This is a genomic window from Neorhizobium vignae (assembly GCF_000732195.1).
GTDB classification, from domain to species: Bacteria; Pseudomonadota; Alphaproteobacteria; order Rhizobiales; family Rhizobiaceae; genus Neorhizobium; species Neorhizobium vignae.
In genome coordinates this window covers 204043-220856 of record NZ_JNNU01000006.1, presented here as the reverse complement: position 1 = coordinate 220856, position 16814 = coordinate 204043, and the positions used below count along the sequence as shown (strand labels likewise).

Genomic DNA, 16814 nt, shown 5'->3' with positions numbered 1-16814 from the left:
CTATATAGGACGGTTCGATTTGACTAAAACCATCATCACACTGAAGAAGGCCGATCTGACCCTGGGCAGCGCGGCAGCCTCGGTGCATGTGCTGAAGCAGATCGACCTCGACATCCGCGCGGGCGAGGCCGTTGGCATAGTCGGGCCTTCGGGCTCCGGCAAATCGACGCTGCTGATGGTCCTGGCCGGCCTCGAACGGCTGGACAGCGGCGAGATCGTCATCAACGGCGCTCCCCTCCACGCGCTGTCCGAAGACCGGCTGGCCGATTTCCGCGGCCGCAATATCGGCATCGTCTTCCAGTCCTTCCACCTGATCGCCAACATGACGGCGCTCGAAAACGTCGCCGTTCCGCTCGAACTCGCCAATGTCAGGGACGCCTTCGAGATCGCCCGGCGGGAACTGACCGCCGTCGGCCTCGGCGAGCGGCTGAGCCACTATCCCGGCCAGCTTTCCGGCGGCGAGCAGCAGCGCGTGGCGATCGCCCGCGCCCTTGCCCCCTCGCCCTCGGTGCTGATCGCCGACGAACCGACCGGCAATCTCGACACCGAGACCGGCCGGCAGATCGCCGACCTGCTCTTTTCGAAACAGGCGGAGCGCGGCATGACCATGCTGCTCGTCACCCATGACAGCGCGCTTGCCGCTCGCTGCTCGCGCCAGATCCGCGTCCGCTCCGGCGAGATCGTCGGCGACAGCGCCGCCGCCCATCACCCGGTTCAGGCGGTCTCCGCATGAGGCCGGCCTTCCCGCGCCTCTCGATCTCCTTCCGCCTGGCCCTGCGCGAAATGCGCGGCGGCCTGGCCGGCTTCTACATCTTCCTCGCCTGCATCGCGCTCGGCACCGGGGCGATCGCGGCCGTCAATTCGGTATCGCGGGCCATCACCGGCGCCATCGCTTCGCAGGGCCAGGAAATCCTTGCCGGCGACATCCGTTTCGAGCTGAACAACCGCGAAGCCACCGACCAGGAACGTGCGTTCCTGGCGAGCCTCGGCAAGGTCTCCGTCTCCACCAGCCTGCGCTCCATGGCCCGCAAGCCCGACGGTTCCCAGCAGGCGCTGGTCGAGGTCAAGGCGGTGGACGACGCCTATCCCCTCTACGGCAGTTTTGGCGCAGAGCCTTCCGCACCGCTGCCCGACCTTCTCGGCAGACAGGGAGAGACTTTTGGCGCACTGGCGGCTCCGCTTCTGCTGGAACGCCTCGGTCTCAAGGACGGCGATCAGCTTCTGCTCGGCAATGCCCGGCTGACATTGCGCGGCACGATCACCGCCGAGCCCGATGCGCTTTCCGACGGGTTCGGCTTTGCGCCGCGGCTGATCGTCAGCCGCGAGGCGCTTGCCGCCTCGGGCCTGATCACCACCGGCAGCCTCGTCGAGCATGCCTACAAGGTGCGGCTCGATGATCCGGCGACCCGTTCGACGCTCGCCGCCCGCGCCAATCGCGAGTTCCCGAGCGCCGGCTGGTCGGTTCGCACCAGCGACCGTGCCGCCCCGTCGCTCACCGAAAACGTCGACCGCTTCTCGCAATTCCTGACGCTCGTCGGCCTGACGGCACTGATCGTCGGCGGCGTGGGTGTCGCCAATGCGGTACGCGCCTTCCTGGATTCCAAGCGCACCACGATCGCCACCTTCAAATGCCTGGGCGCACCGGCCTCGGTGGTGACGATGATCTATCTCATCCAGATCATGCTGCTCGCGGTGATCGGCATCCTGATCGGCCTCGTCATCGGCGCGGTTTCGCCCTTCGTCGCGCTGCAGTTCCTCGAAGGCGTGCTGCCGGTTCCGAAGGAAGTCACCTTCTATCCCTCGGCGCTGGCGCTTGCAGCCCTTTTCGGTATCCTGATCACCTTCGCCTTCGCGGTTCTGCCGCTCGGCCACGCCCGCGAAGTGCCGGCGACCGCGCTTTTCCGGGAACAGAGCTTCGACAATACCCGCCTTCCCTCCTGGCCCTACCTTCTTGCAGCCGGCCTGGCCCTTGCCGCCCTCGCAGCACTTGCGATCGTTTCTGCGGAAGAGCGCTTCATCGCCTCCGTTTTCCTCGCCGCCGTCGCCGGTGCCTTCGTGCTCTTGCGCCTCGTTGCGGCCCTGATCGCGGCGCTTGCCAAAAGAAGCCCGCGGGTCAACTCGCCGGCGCTCAGGCTGGCGATCGGCAACATCCACCGGCCGGGCGCGCTGACGCCGTCGGTCGTGCTGTCGCTCGGCCTCGGCCTTGCCCTGCTCGTGACGCTCGCCCTGATCGACGGCAACATGCGCCGCCAGCTGACCGGCAGCATCGCCCAGCAGGCGCCGAACTTCTTCTTCGTCGACATTCAGGGACCGGAACGCGAAGGTTTAGTCAACATCCTGAAACAGCAGGCGCCGGAGGGTGCGATCACCCAGGTGCCGATGCTGCGCGGCCGCATCCTCGCCTTCAACGGCCAGGACGTGACCCAGATGAACGTGCCTCCCGCCGGCCGCTGGGTGCTGCGCGGCGACCGCGGCATCACCTACGAGGAGAAACTTCCTTCCAACTCGGCGCTGACGGCGGGAGAGTGGTGGGGCGCCGACTATGCCGGCGAGCCGCTGGTCTCCTTCTCGGCGGAGGAGGCCGGCGAACTCGGCCTGAAGATCGGCGACACCGTCACCGTCAACGTGCTCGGCCGCAATATCACCGCCCGCATCGCCAATTTCCGCAAGGTTCAGTGGGAATCGCTCTCGATCAACTTCGTGATGGTCTTTTCGCCCAACACCTTCCGCGGCGCGCCGCATGCGTGGCTCGCGACGCTCAGCGATCCCGGAGCCACCGCCCAGCAGGAAGCCTCGATCCTGCGCGCCGTTACCAACGCCTACCCGACCATCACCAGCGTTCGGGTGAAGGACGCGATCGATATCGTAGACCAGCTCGTCGGCCAGCTCGCAGCCGCCATCCGGGCCGCGGCGGCCGTTGCGCTGATCGCCTCCGTGCTGGTGCTGGCCGGTGCGCTGGCAGCCGGCAACCGGGCACGCACCCATGACGCAGTCATCCTGAAAACGCTCGGCGGCACGCGCAGCATGCTGATGCGCGCCTTCAGCTACGAATACATGATCCTCGGAACGGCGACGGCGCTCTTCGCGCTTCTCGCCGGCGGCCTCTCCGCATGGTTCGTGGTCAGCCGGATCATGCGGCTCCAGTCGGTCTTCCTGCCTGACATTGCAGTGCTGACGCTCGCCGTCTCTCTGGTTTTGACCGTCGGAATAGGCCTCGCCGGCACATGGCGCATATTAGGGCAGAAGGCCGCACCGGTGCTGCGCGAGCTCTAATTCGCCCACAGGTAGTATTTCCCGTTAACCCTCTGATCAAATTCCCGTCAGAGCGTCCCATAGGTTGCTAAATAGCTCCCATGGCTTGCGTTTTTCGCTTCCCGCACCTCTTGTATGTGAAGCAATCTCGCATCATATTTATGCGCAGGCTTGCTGGAGCTCCGCAGCGGCGCCTGGGTCCGTAAAAAGGGGGCCCGACACCGTGAATAATTCCGGAGCTTAAAGAGGAAACAATGGCTGACTTTAACAACTACCAGACCCGGGCGGCGCAGGGTCGCGCCCAGTCCGGCGCGATGATCGATGAAGGCCTGCGCGCCTACATGCTCAAGGTCTACAACCTGATGGCTGTCGGCTTGGCTATCACCGGTATCGCCGCCTATGGTATCTCGGCCCTCGCAACGACGACGGATGCGGCTGCAGCTGTCGCCCGGCTTCCGAACGGCATCCTGCTGACCAGCCTCGGCGCTGCGATCTACGGTTCGCCGCTTCGCTGGGTCGTCATGCTCGCACCGCTCGCGGTGGTGTTCTTCCTGAGCTTCCGCGTTCATAAGATGAGCGTCGGCGCGGCACAGGCCACTTTCTGGGGCTACGCGGCCCTGATGGGCCTTTCGCTGTCGTCGATCTTCCTCATCTACACGTCGCAGAGCATCGTGCAGACGTTCTTCATCACGGCTGCCTCCTTCGGCGCCCTGTCGCTTTACGGCTACACGACGAAGAGAAGCCTGTCGGGCATGGGCTCGTTCCTGATCATGGGCCTGTTCGGCCTGATCATCGCCTCGATCGTCAACATCTTCCTGGCGTCTTCGGCCCTCGGCTTCGCGATCTCCGCGATCGGCGTGCTGATCTTCGCAGGCCTCACCGCCTACGATACGCAGAAGATCAAGGAAATGTACTTTGACGGCGACGACGTCGCGGTTGCTGGCCGCAAGGCCATCATGGGTGCTCTGACCCTCTACCTCGACTTCATCAACCTCTTCACGTTCCTCCTCCAGTTCCTGGGCAACCGGAACAACTAATTCGAGGAATACGAACAGGAAAAAGGCGGCCTCCGGGCCGCCTTTTTTATTGCCCGGCTTCGCGCCGCAGCATAGGCTTGGTGATCCCTTTCAACGGCCTGAATCTCGATGACATTCCATCTCCGCGATGCCTCCCCCGCCGATCTTCCCGCCATCACCGAGATCTATCGCGACAGCGTGCTGAACGGCACCGCAAGTTATGAGCTCACCCCGCCGGACCAGGCGGAGATGGCGGCTCGTTTCGAGGCGATCCGGGCCAAGGGCTATCCCTATATCGCGGCTGAACAGGAAGACGGCACCCTCCTCGGTTATGCCTACGCATCCGCCTTCCGGACCCGCCCCGCCTATCGCTGGTTGGTCGAGGATTCGATCTACCTGGCGCCGGACGCGCGCGGCAAGGGCGTCGGAAAGGCGCTGCTCAAGGAACTACTGGTGCGTTGCGAGGCGTTGGGTTTCCGCCAGATGGTCGCCGTCATCGGCGGCGCCAGCCCCGCCTCCGTGGCGCTCCATCGTGGCCTTGGCTTCGAACTGACGGGCACCCTGAAGGGCACCGGCTTCAAACACGGGAAGTGGCAGGATACGGTGCTGATGCAGGTCTCGCTCGGCGAAGGCAATGAAACCGATCCGGATCCCGGCGTCTATCCCGGCTCGCTGTTTACCGAATAGGGCGCCGCCTCAGTCGATCAGTTTCAGCACCTTGTCGAACACCTTGAGCACCTGCGGCAGCTCGTGGCCGCGCTTCATGATCATGCCATGGGTGTTCATGACGGAATAGGCGCCCTGCTTGGCGGCGAGCTTAGGGTTCTTCTCGATTCGGAAGAGCGGGCTTTCCCCGGAGCGTTTGAAGACGGAGAACACGGCCCGGTCCTTCAGGTGGTCGATCGCATAGTCCTTCCACTCTCCCTCGCCGACCATTCGGCCGTAAATCCTCAAGATCGCGTCGAGTTCGCGCCGGTGGAAGGTGACCGGTGCGGGATCGCGGTTCTGCCGATATTCACTGAGATCGACGACGACGGCTGCGTCCTGGGGTCTCTGTCCCCCCGGCAAATCCGGCTGATCTGTCATCAAGACTCCCAAATCGTCAAATGTCAGAGATATGACAGTGTGCCCGAGAGGCAGCAAAAATCAACCCCGGCAATCCGGCCGGGGATGAACCGCATGATTTTATTCTTGCCCCATTTCGAACAAAAGAGTGCCCGATTTCGAAGCGAGATTGGCAGCGTTGGTTGGCGCCGTTTTTCTGCGCCATATGGCCCGGTCTGGTGCATTGACCCTTACCCCCAGCCCCCCGATGCTATTGGATCGGGCCGCCAACAAGAGATCCACGCACAATCCGGCAGCCAGGAACCGCATCCGCGGTCAGTATTTCTTGCGGCCCGCCATCAGGACGGTCGCGCCGAGAATTGCCGAAGGCTCGCCGCCCGGGCCGGATGTCTGCAGCAGGATCGCACAACCATCCTTCTTCGATTTGCCCATCAGCTTGCCCGGCAGGGTCAGCTTCATGCTCTGGCCGTTCCAGGTGCCGACCGACTGCACGTCGTAGACGGCGTGCCAATATTCCATCGTCTTGCCGCTGTTTTCACCCTTGGTGACATCCACCAGTTGGCGCTTGGTGAAATAGGCGACGACGACGTCCGCCTGCCCCTTGCCGTCGCCGATCTCGATCTCGATTTCATCGCCGCGCATCGCCGCGGTGACCGGGACGTCGAGCCCCTTGCCGGTCTGGCCGAGGGCCTTGACCTTGTCGTTGATGATCGTGAGGTCGGTGCCCTTGACGTGATCGCGGCCGTTGATGACGGCCTGCGGGGTATAGACGCCGCTCCGTCCCAGGGTCTTGGCATAACCATATTGCCGCTCGGTATTTTCCTTGGAGCTCAGCGTATCGGTCCAGCCGAGATAGTTCCAGTAATCGACGTGATAGGAAAGCACGACCATGTCTCCCTGCGCCACCAACTCACCCAGAGCGGCGTCGGCCGGCGGACAGGAGGAGCAGCCTTGGGAGGTAAAAAGTTCGATCACGCCCTTCGGCGCCCTGACCTCTCCCGCAAATGCAGCGCCCGCATAAAACAGGCCCGCAACAAGGAGTACGGAGCGAAAAGGGAAGGGCATGGGTGGCAGACCTTTTTATCAGGGTAACTGTTATCCACGATTGCTCGGGGCGATCAAGGGGCTAACGCACGGGATGGCGGAAAGTAACCGCCGGGCACCCTCAAGAGAAAGTCACGAAGGGGTGAAGACCGGATATTTGGTCGGTTTCCGAATGCGTTTCGTTGGGTGTCAAACTTGGCGAAAAACGCGCCGAGGTCAAATCAGTTTGAGCAGGCCTTGAGTAAAATAAACGGCACCCACGCCGGTGACGATCCAGCGCGTCCAGGCGCGGAAATTCTGGTCGGTCATCTTCTGCAGGATGTCGTTGCCGGCCCGCGCTCCAAGGATGGCGATCGGTGCCGCGACCAGCACCGCGATCCATTCGGTGGTTGGCAGTTCCGAGGCCGCATTCCAGTAGAACACCACCTTCGTGGCATGCGAGGCGACCTGCACGGCCGCCTTGGTGGCGATCACCTTGCGCCGGTCCATCGTCGTGCGGATGAAGAAGATATCGATCGTCGGTCCCGACACCCCGACGCCGACCGTCAAGGCGCCGGCGATCAGCCCGCAGGCCAGCGCATGCAGCGGCTTCGAGGCGTCGAGCCGCAGTCTCGAGACCGGCATCCAGACCAGGATCGGCATCAGCCCGATGGCGATCGACACGACGATCAGATCCGGCTGATAATCGACGATCAGCAGGATGATGCTCGAGATGACGAGACCGAGGCCCAGGATGCCGAGAATTCGGTAGTCGATATAGGCGCGCGAGAACCAGGCACGCGACCCGTTCGAGACCATCTGGATGACGCCATGGATGGCGATCGCGGTACTGACCGGAAAGAGGAAAAGCAGCACCCAGAGCAGGATCAGCCCGCCCGCCATGCCGAAAATTCCCGAAAGCAGCGACGTCAGGAAAACGGTGACAGCCATTCCGATGAGGATGACGACGGTCAAGGGCACGGGACCTTAGGGGCAGTTGGGATCGAGGGCCTTCACCTCCCTCATCCCTGTGCTCGTCACAGGAATCCGGTGACCCGATGTCTATCGGGTCGGGAGACTCTTTTCAGCCCAAGGACTTGGGCTGGCTGGATTTCTGTGACGAGCACAGGAATGAGGACCGATGGAATTGCGCAAAAAAACCACCCGCAGGCTTCGCCTGCGGGTGGCCGTTGTCGCTTAGGCAGCCAAGTCGCGCAGAACTGTCTGCAGGATGCCGCCATTGTTCATGTAGATGACCTCGTCGAGCGTATCGATGCGGCAAAGGATGTTGATTTCCTTCACCGTGCCGTCGCCGTACGTGATCTTGGCGGTCTTCCATTCACGCGGCTTGATGTCGCCTTCCAGGCCCTCGATGGTGACGGTCTCGTCGCCCTTGAGACCGAGGCTGGCCCAGGTCGTGCCTTCTTCGAACACGAAGGGAACGACGCCCATGCCGACCAGGTTCGAGCGGTGGATACGCTCGAAGGACTGGGCGATGACCGCCTTGACGCCAAGCAGGTTGGTGCCCTTTGCGGCCCAGTCACGCGACGAACCGTTGCCGTATTCGACGCCGGCGAAGATCACGAGCGGAACGCCCTCGGCCTTGTACTGCATGGCCGCGTCGTAGATCGACATCTCTTCCTTGGACGGATAGTGGAAGGTGTAGCCGCCTTCCTTGCCGTTCGGGCCGAGCATGTGGTTGCGGATGCGGATGTTGGCAAACGTGCCGCGCATCATCACTTCATGATTGCCACGACGCGTGCCGTACTGGTTGAAGTCGGCAACGCCGACGCCGTGACCCGTCAGGTATGCACCGGCCGGCGAAGCAGCCTTGATCGAACCGGCGGGCGAGATGTGGTCGGTGGTGATCTTGTCGCCGAAGAGACCGAGGATGCGGGCGCCCTTGATGTTCTTGAGGCCCGAACCGGTCTTGCCCATGCCGACGAAGTAAGGCGGGTTCTGCACATAGGTCGAATTGTCGTCCCATGCATAGGTCTGGCCCGGAGGAACCTTGACCGCCTGCCAGTTCTCGTCGCCCTTGAACACGTCCGCATACTTGGTTTCGTAAAGTTCGCGGGTGACGTATTTGAGGATGAATTCCTGGACTTCCTTCGAGGTCGGCCAGATATCCTTGAGGAAGACCGGGTTGCCGTTCTGGTCTTCGCCGAGCGGTTCCGTGGTCAGGTCCTTCTGGACCGAACCGGCAAGCGCATAGGCGACGACGAGCGGCGGCGACGCGAGGTAGTTCGCCTGGACGTCCGGAGAAATACGGCCTTCGAAGTTACGGTTGCCCGAGAGCACGCCGGCGGCGATCAGGCCCTTGTCGTTGATCGTCTTCGAGATCGGCGCCGGCAGCGGGCCGGAATTGCCGATGCAGGTCGTGCAGCCGAAGCCGACGAGGTTGAAGCCGAGCTTGTCGAGATCGGCCTGCAGGCCGGACTTGGCAAGGTATTCGCCGACCACCTGGGATCCCGGTGCAAGCGAAGTCTTCACCCACGGCTTGGACTTCAGGCCCTTGGCAACCGCGTTGCGGGCGAGAAGGCCGGCAGCGATCAGCACCGACGGGTTGGAGGTGTTGGTGCAGGACGTGATGGCGGCAATCGCCACGTCGCCATGGCCGAGATCGAAGTCCGTGCCTTCGACAGGGTAACGATTGTCGAGCTGGCCGGGCTTCTTGTATTCGGTGTCAAGCGAACCGGCAAACCCGGAGGCGATCTTGTCGAGCGAGATGCGGCCTTCCGGACGCTTCGGGCCGGCCATGGACGGCACGACGTCGTTGAGGTCGAGTTCGAGCGTGTCGGTGAAGACGAGGTCGGAACCGTCGCCTTCGCGCCACATGCCCTGAACCTTGGAATAGGCCTCGACCAGCGCGATCCGCTCCAGCGTGCGGCCGGACATCGTCAGGTAGTTGATGGTTTCGCCATCGACCGGGAAGAAGCCGCAGGTCGCGCCGTATTCCGGACCCATGTTGCCGATCGTCGCACGGTCGGCGAGCGGCATGTTGTCCATACCCGGGCCGAAGAATTCGACGAACTTGGAAACGACGCCCTTCTTGCGCAGCATCTGCACGACGGTGAGCACGAGGTCGGTCGCGGTGACGCCTTCCTTGAGCTTGCCGGTCAGCTTGAAGCCGATGACTTCAGGCAGGAGCATCGAGACCGGCTGGCCGAGCATCGAGGCTTCCGCTTCGATACCGCCCACACCCCAGCCGAGAACGCCGAGGCCGTTGATCATCGTGGTGTGCGAATCGGTGCCGACGCAGGTGTCCGGATAGGCGACCGTTTCGCCGTCCTCTTCCTTGGTCCAGACCGTCTGGCCGAGATATTCCAGGTTCACCTGGTGACAGATGCCCGTGCCCGGAGGAACGACGCGGAAATTCTTGAACGCCTGCTGGCCCCACTTCAGGAAGCGGTAGCGCTCGCCATTGCGCTCGTATTCGAGCTCGACGTTCTTCGCGAACGCAGTTGGGGTGCCGAACTCGTCGACGATGACCGAGTGGTCGATAACGAGATCGACGGGAACCAGCGGGTTGATCTTTTCCGGATCGCCGCCGAGCGACACCATCGCGTCACGCATTGCGGCAAGATCGACGACGGCGGGAACGCCGGTGAAGTCCTGCATCAGCACGCGGGCCGGACGGTAGGCGATTTCCGCTTCCGTGAGGCCCTTGTTGTTCAGCCATTCGGCAACGGTGAGGATCTGTTCCTTGGTGACGGACTGGCCGTCTTCGAAGCGCAGCAGGTTTTCCAGCAGCACCTTCATGGAGAAGGGCAGCTTCGAAACGCCGGCAAGGCCGTTTTGCTCAGCCTTCGGGAGGCTGTAGTAAACGTAATCCTTACCGCCTACGGTAAGGATGGAGCGACAATTGAAACTGTCGAGAGATTTAGCCACGGAAAGTAACCCCGCTGATTAAAGAGCCAACACGCGCGTGCGGACGCCTATGCACTTCATGCACATCAGGATGCGGGTGCGACCATTTCCGCTGTCCGCACGAGAAGATTTTTTGGGACCTTCAGGTTCGGCGGAAGATTGAAATCACGCCGGCCGCTTGCGTGGTTGCAGTGCTTATAGATAATTTCTAAGAAGGGTTCCAGACGCTTGGCGCCCATTCCGAATAAATTTTCGGATCGCGATGATTAAAATCTTAATGAAGGTCTCCGGCATGCGGCTTTTGGCCGAAAACTTGAGCGCAAGACGCGGCGAAGACCTGATTTTCACGGACATCTCCTTTACCCTCGGAGCCGGTGAAAGCCTCGTCCTGACGGGCCGCAACGGATCGGGAAAATCGACGCTGCTGCGCGTCGTCGCCGGACTGCTGCACCCGGAGACGGGTCGCGTCACCTGGGTTTCGGAGAGTGCCGAATCGGGAATGCGCGCCGCCGAGGCCTGCCACTATCTCGGCCATCGCAATGCGATGAAGGCGGAACTATCGGTGTTTGAAAATCTGAGTTTCTGGAAGGAGTTTTTCGGCGACGTGGAGGGCAGCAAGGGCATCTCCCCCGGCGAGGCTGCCGAGACGGTTGGCCTTGGCGGGATCATCCACCTCCCCTTCGGTTACCTGTCGGCCGGGCAGCAGCGCCGCATGGCGTTTGCCAAGCTGCTCGTCGCCTATAGGCCGGTCTGGATATTGGACGAGCCGACTGCGGCGCTGGATGTGAATGCGGAAAGCATGTTCACGGCGCTGATCAATGCGCATCTGTCTGGCGGCGGCATAGTGCTGGCGGCGACTCATCAGCCGCTGGGGCTGGGGAATGCAAGGGAATTGAAGATGGCCGGGTTTGCGGGCGTGGCGGAGGGGAGATGGTGATCGTCGTGCCTCGCGTTACCCCCCTCTGCCCTGGCGGCCCCCACCGCAAGGGAATGGCTATGGTGGATGGGGCCTGGAACGGCGCTGCACTCTTAGCCCTCCCCCTTGTGGGGAGGGTGGCCGGCAGGCGGAAGGGGTCTTATGGAGACAGAAACCCCCTCCCCAACCCCTCCCCACAAGGAAGAGGGGCTCCTCGCACCCTCACACCCGCCGTCATCCGCCGCCTTCTCGCCGTCTTCCTCGGGCTTGACCCGAGGATGACGGGAACTGAGTTGCGGGAGATGCCCGGCAGGGCAGAGGGGGGTGCGCCCCGGACGTGGAGCGACAGATTATGACCGCCCTCCTCCTCCGCGACCTCAAACTCTCGGTCCGCGCCGGCGGCGGCGCCCTGATCGGGGTTCTCTTCTTCATGACGGTCGTCGCCGTCATCCCCTTCGGCGTCGGTCCGGATCTCAACCTTCTCTCCCGCATCGGCCCGGCAATCGTCTGGATCGGCGCGCTGCTCTCCGCCCTGCTCGGCCTCGACCGCCTGTTCCAGACCGAGCGCGAGGACGGGTCGCTCGACCTGCTGCTGATGCAGGAACATCCGCTGGTGCTGACCGTGCTGGTCAAATGCCTCGCCCACTGGCTCGGCAACGGCCTGCCGCTGGTGATCGCATCGCCGTTGCTCGGCCTGTTCATGAACATGGACGAGGTGGCGATCGGCGCCACCATGCTGACGCTGCTGGTCGGCACCCCGGCGCTGACCTTCATCGGTGCGGTCGGAGCGGCGGTCGCGGTTGCCCTGCCACGTGGCGGACTGCTCGTCTCGATCCTCGTCCTGCCGCTTGCGATCCCCGTGCTGATCTTCGGGGTCAGCGCCTCCTATGCGGCGGTCGAGGATCCTGCCCCGTTTATGCCGCCTTTCCTGATATTGGTGGCGATCACGATGTTTTTTGCCGTCCTCGGTCCGCTCGGCGCGGCACTGGCGTTGCGCAATGCCGGCGATTGATTAGAATCGAATTGAACGGGATCGGATCAACGACCGGCGAATTGACCAGGATCAAGCTGATTTTTCCGCGCGCATATTAGAAAGTGCCCATGACCGACAGCCTTGCCATCAGCAAATTCACCGACCTGGCCAACCCGACGCGATTTCTGGCGCTGGCGGCCCGCATCCTGCCGTGGATGGCGGCGGCGACCGTGATGCTCTTCGCAATCGGGCTTTATCTGAGCTTCACGACGGAAGGCGATTACCAGCAGGGCCTGACGGTGCGCATCATGTATGTGCATGTGCCGGCCGCCTGGCTGTCGATGATGTGCTACACGGTGATGGCCGTTTCGGCGATCGGCACGCTGGTCTGGCGCCATCCGCTCGCCGACGTCAGCCACAAGGCCGCAGCCCCGCTCGGCGCCGCCTTCACGCTGATCGCGCTCGCCACCGGCTCCCTCTGGGGCAGGCCGATGTGGGGAACCTGGTGGGTGTGGGATGCGCGCCTCACCTCCGTCTTCGTGCTCTTCCTCATGTATCTCGGGCTGATCGCGCTCAACCGCGCCATGGACGATCCGTCGCGGGCAGCCCGCGTGTCCGCCGTGCTGATCCTCGTCGGTTTCGTCAACATCCCGATCATCAAGTTCTCGGTCGACTGGTGGAACACGCTTCACCAGCCCGCCAGCGTCATCCGCATGGGCGGCCCGACCATCGACCAGGAATTCCTCTGGCCGCTGCTGATCATGGCGATCGCCTTCACCATGCTGTTCTTCACCCTGCACACAACGGCGATGCGCAACGAGATCTGGCGCCGCCGCGTCGCCGCCCAGCGGCGGATGGCCGCGCGGATGGCCGGACGGGAAGCGTGAGACCATGAGCCATACCTTCTACATCGCCATGTCCTATGCCGTTTCGGCAATCGTCATCCTCTGTCTGGTCGCCTGGACCTGGCTCGACGGCCGCGCTCGCAGACAGGAACTGGCCGAGCTCGAAGCCTCCGGCGTCCGCCGCCGTTCCGCCCAGGCAAAGGACGACGCGGCATGAGCACCGAGACCGAAAATCGGCCCGCCGCGCGCAAAAGCCTGGCGCGTTATGCGCTGCCTCTGATCCCGCTGGCGATTTTTCTCGGCTTTGCGGCCGTCGCCGGCAAGATGCTCTACGACCAGGACGTCAACGGCCGCGACGTCTCGGCCATCCCCTCCGCCCTGATCGGCAAGAAGGCGCCATCGCTGGCGCTGCCGCCGCTCGAAGGCTCGAACACCGCGGCGCTGACGACCGCCGCGATCGGCGGCAAGCTGACGCTCGTCAACGTCTTTGCGTCCTGGTGCGTGCCCTGCCGGCAGGAACATCCGATCCTGAAGGAACTGGCGAACGATAGCCGGCTCACCATCGTCGGCATCAACTACAAGGACCGCAACGACAACGCGTTGCGTTTCCTCGGTGAACTCGGCAACCCTTATAAGGCGATCGGCGTCGATCCGAACGGCAAGGCGGCGATCGACTGGGGCGTCTACGGCATTCCGGAAAGTTACCTGGTCGCGCCTGACGGTACGATCCTCTACAAGAAGGTCGGCCCCTTCGACGAGCGCAGCCTGACCCAGGACCTCATGCCGGCGATCGAAAAGGCGGCCGCGAAAGGCTGATCAGGCACGACGGTCCGCGGCGGAGACGACCCGCAGCTGTGTCGGCGCGTGCGCTGCCTGTTGGCCTTCCATCACAACCTGGTTGCGGCCAGCGGATTTCGCCGCGTAAAGACAGGCATCGGCCCGACCGATCGCATCATGCATGGAGTGATCGCCGCTGGCGGTGGCAGACACTCCGAAGCTTGCGGTGATCTGCTGGGTGACGCCGCCTTCGCGCCAGTCGCGCGCGGCAAAGGCGAGTCGGATCGCATTGCAGAGCATCCCGGCTTCCGCAAGCGTCACGCCCGGCAGGAAGGCTACGAATTCCTCTCCGCCGAAACGCGCCACCAGCGCATCGGACGGCAGCCCGTCGCGAAGTGCGGCGGCCAGACCGACGATCACCATATCCCCGGCCGCATGGCCGAAACGATCGTTGACGAGCTTGAAATGGTCGATATCGCAAACGAGAACGGCGCCCGAGGGGAAACTCTCCCTGCTGAAATCGGGGATGGCCCGCTCGAAACCGCGGCGGTTCAGGAGATCGGTCAGCGGATCATGCTCGGCCGCATGGCGATGCTGCCAGACGACATCCAGCATGACGGTACCGAGCACTGTCAGCGCCATCAGGAAGCCGATGACACTCGCACTCATCTGCATGAAGAAGGCGTAGTCGGAGGCAAGGAAATCATCGAGCGTCGTATAGGTCCCGGATGACGTGAGGATCAGCAGGGCCGAGACCCTGACGAGATTGTCGGCGATCACCAGGCCCACCAGGGCCACGAGCAGCCGGTCGATCGGCAGGCGGATATGGCGGCGGACCTGCCATAGCGGGATGATCAGCAGGATCGAGCAGGCTATGTCACTGACGGCCAGCTCTCCTCGCTGATCGGGTTCACCAGGACCATGTAGGAAATGCAGTGGAATGCGGCAGCACAGAATATAAGCCGCCCGGCAGTGAGAAGCGGCCGGCCGAAGCGGGTAAGAATGGCGTGGCCCAAGGAAAAGAACGCGGCCAGGAAGAAGGTGTTTGCGACAATCGCCTGGACCGGGACCGGCAAGCCGGCCAAGATGAGCGGCGAGACAAACCCGAGCGCTGCGACGATGTATCCGACGCCCCAGTAGCGGGACGGCGCAGATCCCCAGCGCTCCAGAAAAAGGAACGTACAGCCGAACACGAAAAAGATGAACGGCAGCAGATAGGCGAAGTTATCGTGCGATTCCATGTGATCCCCGCACGAAAGCATTCCCCTCGACGTTCGGTGCTGGCGACGAAATCTAGCTGCTTGTCGTTAAAAAAACTTGACCGGCAATCAAGGACCTGGATCAAACCTGTATCATTGGGGTCTGAACACGGTGGCAGTCGCTTCCATCACATTGACCACCACTTGAAAGCAAGCAGTTTTGGCCGCGCGGGCATCTTGTCCGGCGCGGTTTTGGGTTGGGAATGGGGCAGGCGGTATCGGGTATGTAGGAGGTAGGTATTTGTGCCTGCCCCGACTGTTTGATGGTCTTTCGAGGATTGCCAGGCCTCGCCACCCACCTTGCAGCCATCACCGGAACCGGGGTCCGAGAACCCTTGGAGAGGAGGCCGGTTCGCGAACCCGGTTTCCCATCCGATGACGGGACGATTATGGAATCGGTTTGAGCGGCGGGGATGAATGGGGAAGTGGATATGGCTAAAGCGCTGATCAGCTTGGCAGATTTTTCTTGGGGTGAAAAAATCGCCCCCGGCCGAAACCCATACCGCACGACAGCAGCGCCTAAAGCCCACCCTGCCAAACCCGCACCGCATCCAGCGGCCAGACGAGCATCAGCACGTTGAGGGTCAGGTTGTCGCGAATGATATAGCCGGTCGCCAGCTCGAAGAAGATGGCGATGGCGACCGTCAGCCAGACCGGCAGGCGCGCGGCGGCGAAGAAGCCGAGCGCCATGAACACCGTGTCCATCGCCGAATTGAGGATGCTGTCGCCGGTATAACCCAGCGCCATGGTCGCGGTGCGGTAACGGTCGATGATCAGAGGCGAATTCTCGGCAATCTCCCAGGCCGCCTCGATCAGCACCGCCAGCGACAGCCGGGCCGCGAGCGGCGCCCGGCGCAGGATCAGCCAGCCGAGACCATAGAACAAGAAGCCGTGAATGATGTGCGACGGCGTGTACCAGTCGGAGAGATGCTGCGAATTGCCGCTGGTATTCACCCCGCCTTCCCAGAGCTTCACATAACCGCATTCGCAGATCGGAATGCGGCCGATCGCGTAGAGGATGGCGATCTGGAGCACAAACAGGATGAGCGCGGCGAGAAACCAGCGCTTGGAGGACGAGCTCGATGGGGAGAATTCCGCCGCCGTCACTTTTCGGCCTCGGCGTTGCCTGCCGGCTCCTGGATCGTGTGGCGCATGATCAGCGGCATCTGTGTCATGGTGAAGATCAGCGTGATCGGCATCGTACCCCAGACCTTGAAGGCCACCCAGAAGTTGTCCGCCGCCTTGACGTCAGGCAGGTAATAGGCGTTGGCGCCGCGCCAGACGATTTCGTTGAGCACGGCGAGGAACAGGAAGAACACACCCCAGCGGACGGTCAGCTTGCGCCAGCCGGCATCATCGAGCTGGAAGGCCGCATTGAACACATAGCCGAGGAGCGACTTGCCGAACAGCAATCCGCCGAGCAGCACGACGCCGAACAGCGTGTTGATGATGGTCGGCTTCATCTTGAAGAACAGCTCGTCCTGCAGCCAGATGCCGAGCCCGCCGAAAACGAGGACAACGATCCCGGAAATGAAGGGCATCATAGGCAGATGCCCGAGAACGATCTTCGAGACGACGAGCGATATGACGGTCGCGACCATGAACAGGCCGCTGGCGATGAACAGCGGACCACCGAGCACCGAAAGCCAAGGAAAGGTCGCGCCTAGCCATTCCCCGCGCAGATTGGCGAAGAAGAAGACGAGCAGCGGCCCGAGCTCAAGCGAGAGCTTCAGCATCGGATGGTGCCGGTCGGCGGCGGTGGGCGTCGTATCGCTTTCGAATTTCATATATAGGTCAAACCTGCTTAATCCTGCCTTG

The 16814-nt window shown here is 62.7% G+C and carries 17 protein-coding genes; 9 read left to right on the top strand and 8 right to left on the bottom strand.

Annotated features, from left to right (window positions below; all coding sequences use genetic code 11):
* Window positions 1-19 precede the first annotated feature (19 nt).
* The 4 genes from GQ59_RS12170 (at window position 20) to GQ59_RS12155 (ending at window position 4955) form a co-directional block, all read left to right on the top strand.
* A complete protein-coding gene (locus GQ59_RS12170) occupies window positions 20-733 on the top strand; it encodes an ABC transporter ATP-binding protein (protein WP_037081488.1) in 714 nt (237 codons plus the stop codon).
* Window positions 730-3273, top strand: a complete 2544-nt coding sequence (locus GQ59_RS12165) for an ABC transporter permease (protein ID WP_037081486.1) — start codon at window positions 730-732, stop codon at window positions 3271-3273. Before GQ59_RS12170 ends, GQ59_RS12165 begins: the two co-directional genes overlap by 4 nt.
* 233 nt (window positions 3274-3506) lie before the next feature.
* Window positions 3507-4289, top strand: a complete 783-nt coding sequence (locus GQ59_RS12160; protein ID WP_037081483.1) for a Bax inhibitor-1/YccA family protein — start codon at window positions 3507-3509, stop codon at window positions 4287-4289.
* Window positions 4290-4397: 108 nt separating this feature from the next.
* Window positions 4398-4955, top strand: coding sequence for a GNAT family N-acetyltransferase (locus GQ59_RS12155; protein WP_037081480.1), 558 nt, complete (start codon window positions 4398-4400; stop codon window positions 4953-4955).
* A 9-nt stretch (window positions 4956-4964) separates the two neighbouring features.
* Here the strand turns inward: GQ59_RS12155 and GQ59_RS12150 are convergent, their stop codons facing one another.
* From GQ59_RS12150 to acnA, 4 genes are all read right to left on the bottom strand, one after another.
* Window positions 4965-5354, bottom strand: coding sequence for a DUF2794 domain-containing protein (locus tag GQ59_RS12150; RefSeq protein ID WP_037081477.1), 390 nt, complete (start codon window positions 5352-5354; stop codon window positions 4965-4967).
* Between the two features lie 294 nt (window positions 5355-5648).
* Complete coding sequence (locus tag GQ59_RS12145; protein WP_037081474.1) at window positions 5649-6398, bottom strand: DUF1223 domain-containing protein; 750 nt, start codon at window positions 6396-6398, stop codon at window positions 5649-5651.
* Between the two features lie 195 nt (window positions 6399-6593).
* On the bottom strand, window positions 6594-7337 hold the full coding sequence (locus tag GQ59_RS12140) for a sulfite exporter TauE/SafE family protein (protein WP_244447954.1): 744 nt from the start codon (window positions 7335-7337) through the stop codon (window positions 6594-6596).
* A 216-nt stretch (window positions 7338-7553) separates the two neighbouring features.
* Window positions 7554-10247 (bottom strand): aconitate hydratase AcnA, encoded by a 2694-nt coding sequence (gene acnA, locus GQ59_RS12135; protein ID WP_037081472.1) that lies wholly within the window; start codon window positions 10245-10247, stop codon window positions 7554-7556.
* Window positions 10248-10518: 271 nt separating this feature from the next.
* On the opposite strand from acnA, the gene ccmA reads away from it, so the two are divergent.
* From ccmA to GQ59_RS12105, 5 genes are all read left to right on the top strand, one after another.
* Window positions 10519-11163: a heme ABC exporter ATP-binding protein CcmA gene (gene ccmA, locus GQ59_RS12130; protein ID WP_037081834.1), complete on the top strand. Its 645-nt coding sequence runs from the start codon at window positions 10519-10521 to the stop codon at window positions 11161-11163.
* A gap of 331 nt (window positions 11164-11494) precedes the next feature.
* Window positions 11495-12154, top strand: coding sequence for a heme exporter protein CcmB (ccmB, locus tag GQ59_RS12120; protein ID WP_037081467.1), 660 nt, complete (start codon window positions 11495-11497; stop codon window positions 12152-12154).
* Between the two features lie 89 nt (window positions 12155-12243).
* A complete protein-coding gene (locus tag GQ59_RS12115) occupies window positions 12244-13002 on the top strand; it encodes a heme ABC transporter permease (RefSeq protein WP_037081465.1) in 759 nt (252 codons plus the stop codon).
* 4 nt (window positions 13003-13006) lie between these two features.
* Window positions 13007-13177, top strand: coding sequence for a heme exporter protein CcmD (gene ccmD, locus GQ59_RS12110; protein WP_037081462.1), 171 nt, complete (start codon window positions 13007-13009; stop codon window positions 13175-13177).
* Window positions 13174-13776 (top strand): DsbE family thiol:disulfide interchange protein, encoded by a 603-nt coding sequence (locus GQ59_RS12105; RefSeq protein WP_037081459.1) that lies wholly within the window; start codon window positions 13174-13176, stop codon window positions 13774-13776. The genes ccmD and GQ59_RS12105 overlap by 4 nt, the downstream gene beginning before the upstream one ends.
* Here the strand turns inward: GQ59_RS12105 and GQ59_RS33395 are convergent, their stop codons facing one another.
* The 4 genes from GQ59_RS33395 to GQ59_RS12090 all read right to left on the bottom strand — a co-directional run bounded on the left by GQ59_RS33395 (window position 13777) and on the right by GQ59_RS12090 (window position 16783).
* A complete protein-coding gene (locus GQ59_RS33395; protein WP_341872386.1) occupies window positions 13777-14517 on the bottom strand; it encodes a GGDEF domain-containing protein in 741 nt (246 codons plus the stop codon).
* Between the two features lie 92 nt (window positions 14518-14609).
* Complete coding sequence (locus GQ59_RS33390; protein ID WP_341872385.1) at window positions 14610-14978, bottom strand: hypothetical protein; 369 nt, start codon at window positions 14976-14978, stop codon at window positions 14610-14612.
* Window positions 14979-15515: 537 nt separating this feature from the next.
* Complete coding sequence (locus GQ59_RS12095) at window positions 15516-16103, bottom strand: DUF2585 domain-containing protein (protein WP_037081457.1); 588 nt, start codon at window positions 16101-16103, stop codon at window positions 15516-15518.
* Window positions 16100-16783 (bottom strand): septation protein A, encoded by a 684-nt coding sequence (locus GQ59_RS12090; RefSeq protein WP_037081454.1) that lies wholly within the window; start codon window positions 16781-16783, stop codon window positions 16100-16102. Before GQ59_RS12090 ends, GQ59_RS12095 begins: the two co-directional genes overlap by 4 nt.
* Window positions 16784-16814 lie beyond the last annotated feature (31 nt).

Bases quoted from the DNA above. Each gene is read 5' to 3' on its own strand.
- GQ59_RS12165 (WP_037081486.1), top strand. From the start codon at position 730: ATGAGGCCGGCCTTCCCGCGCCTCTCGATCTCCTTCCGCCTGGCCCTG.
- GQ59_RS12160 (WP_037081483.1), top strand. From the start codon at position 3,507: ATGGCTGACTTTAACAACTACCAGACCCGGGCGGCGCAGGGTCGCGCC.
- GQ59_RS12155 (WP_037081480.1), top strand. From the start codon at position 4,398: ATGACATTCCATCTCCGCGATGCCTCCCCCGCCGATCTTCCCGCCATC.
- GQ59_RS12150 (WP_037081477.1), bottom strand. From the start codon at position 5,354: ATGACAGATCAGCCGGATTTGCCGGGGGGACAGAGACCCCAGGACGCA.
- GQ59_RS12145 (WP_037081474.1), bottom strand. From the start codon at position 6,398: ATGCCCTTCCCTTTTCGCTCCGTACTCCTTGTTGCGGGCCTGTTTTAT.
- ccmA (WP_037081834.1), top strand. From the start codon at position 10,519: ATGCGGCTTTTGGCCGAAAACTTGAGCGCAAGACGCGGCGAAGACCTG.
- ccmB (WP_037081467.1), top strand. From the start codon at position 11,495: ATGACCGCCCTCCTCCTCCGCGACCTCAAACTCTCGGTCCGCGCCGGC.
- GQ59_RS12115 (WP_037081465.1), top strand. From the start codon at position 12,244: ATGACCGACAGCCTTGCCATCAGCAAATTCACCGACCTGGCCAACCCG.
- ccmD (WP_037081462.1), top strand. From the start codon at position 13,007: ATGAGCCATACCTTCTACATCGCCATGTCCTATGCCGTTTCGGCAATC.
- GQ59_RS12105 (WP_037081459.1), top strand. From the start codon at position 13,174: ATGAGCACCGAGACCGAAAATCGGCCCGCCGCGCGCAAAAGCCTGGCG.
- GQ59_RS33390 (WP_341872385.1), bottom strand. From the start codon at position 14,978: ATGGAATCGCACGATAACTTCGCCTATCTGCTGCCGTTCATCTTTTTC.
- GQ59_RS12090 (WP_037081454.1), bottom strand. From the start codon at position 16,783: ATGAAATTCGAAAGCGATACGACGCCCACCGCCGCCGACCGGCACCAT.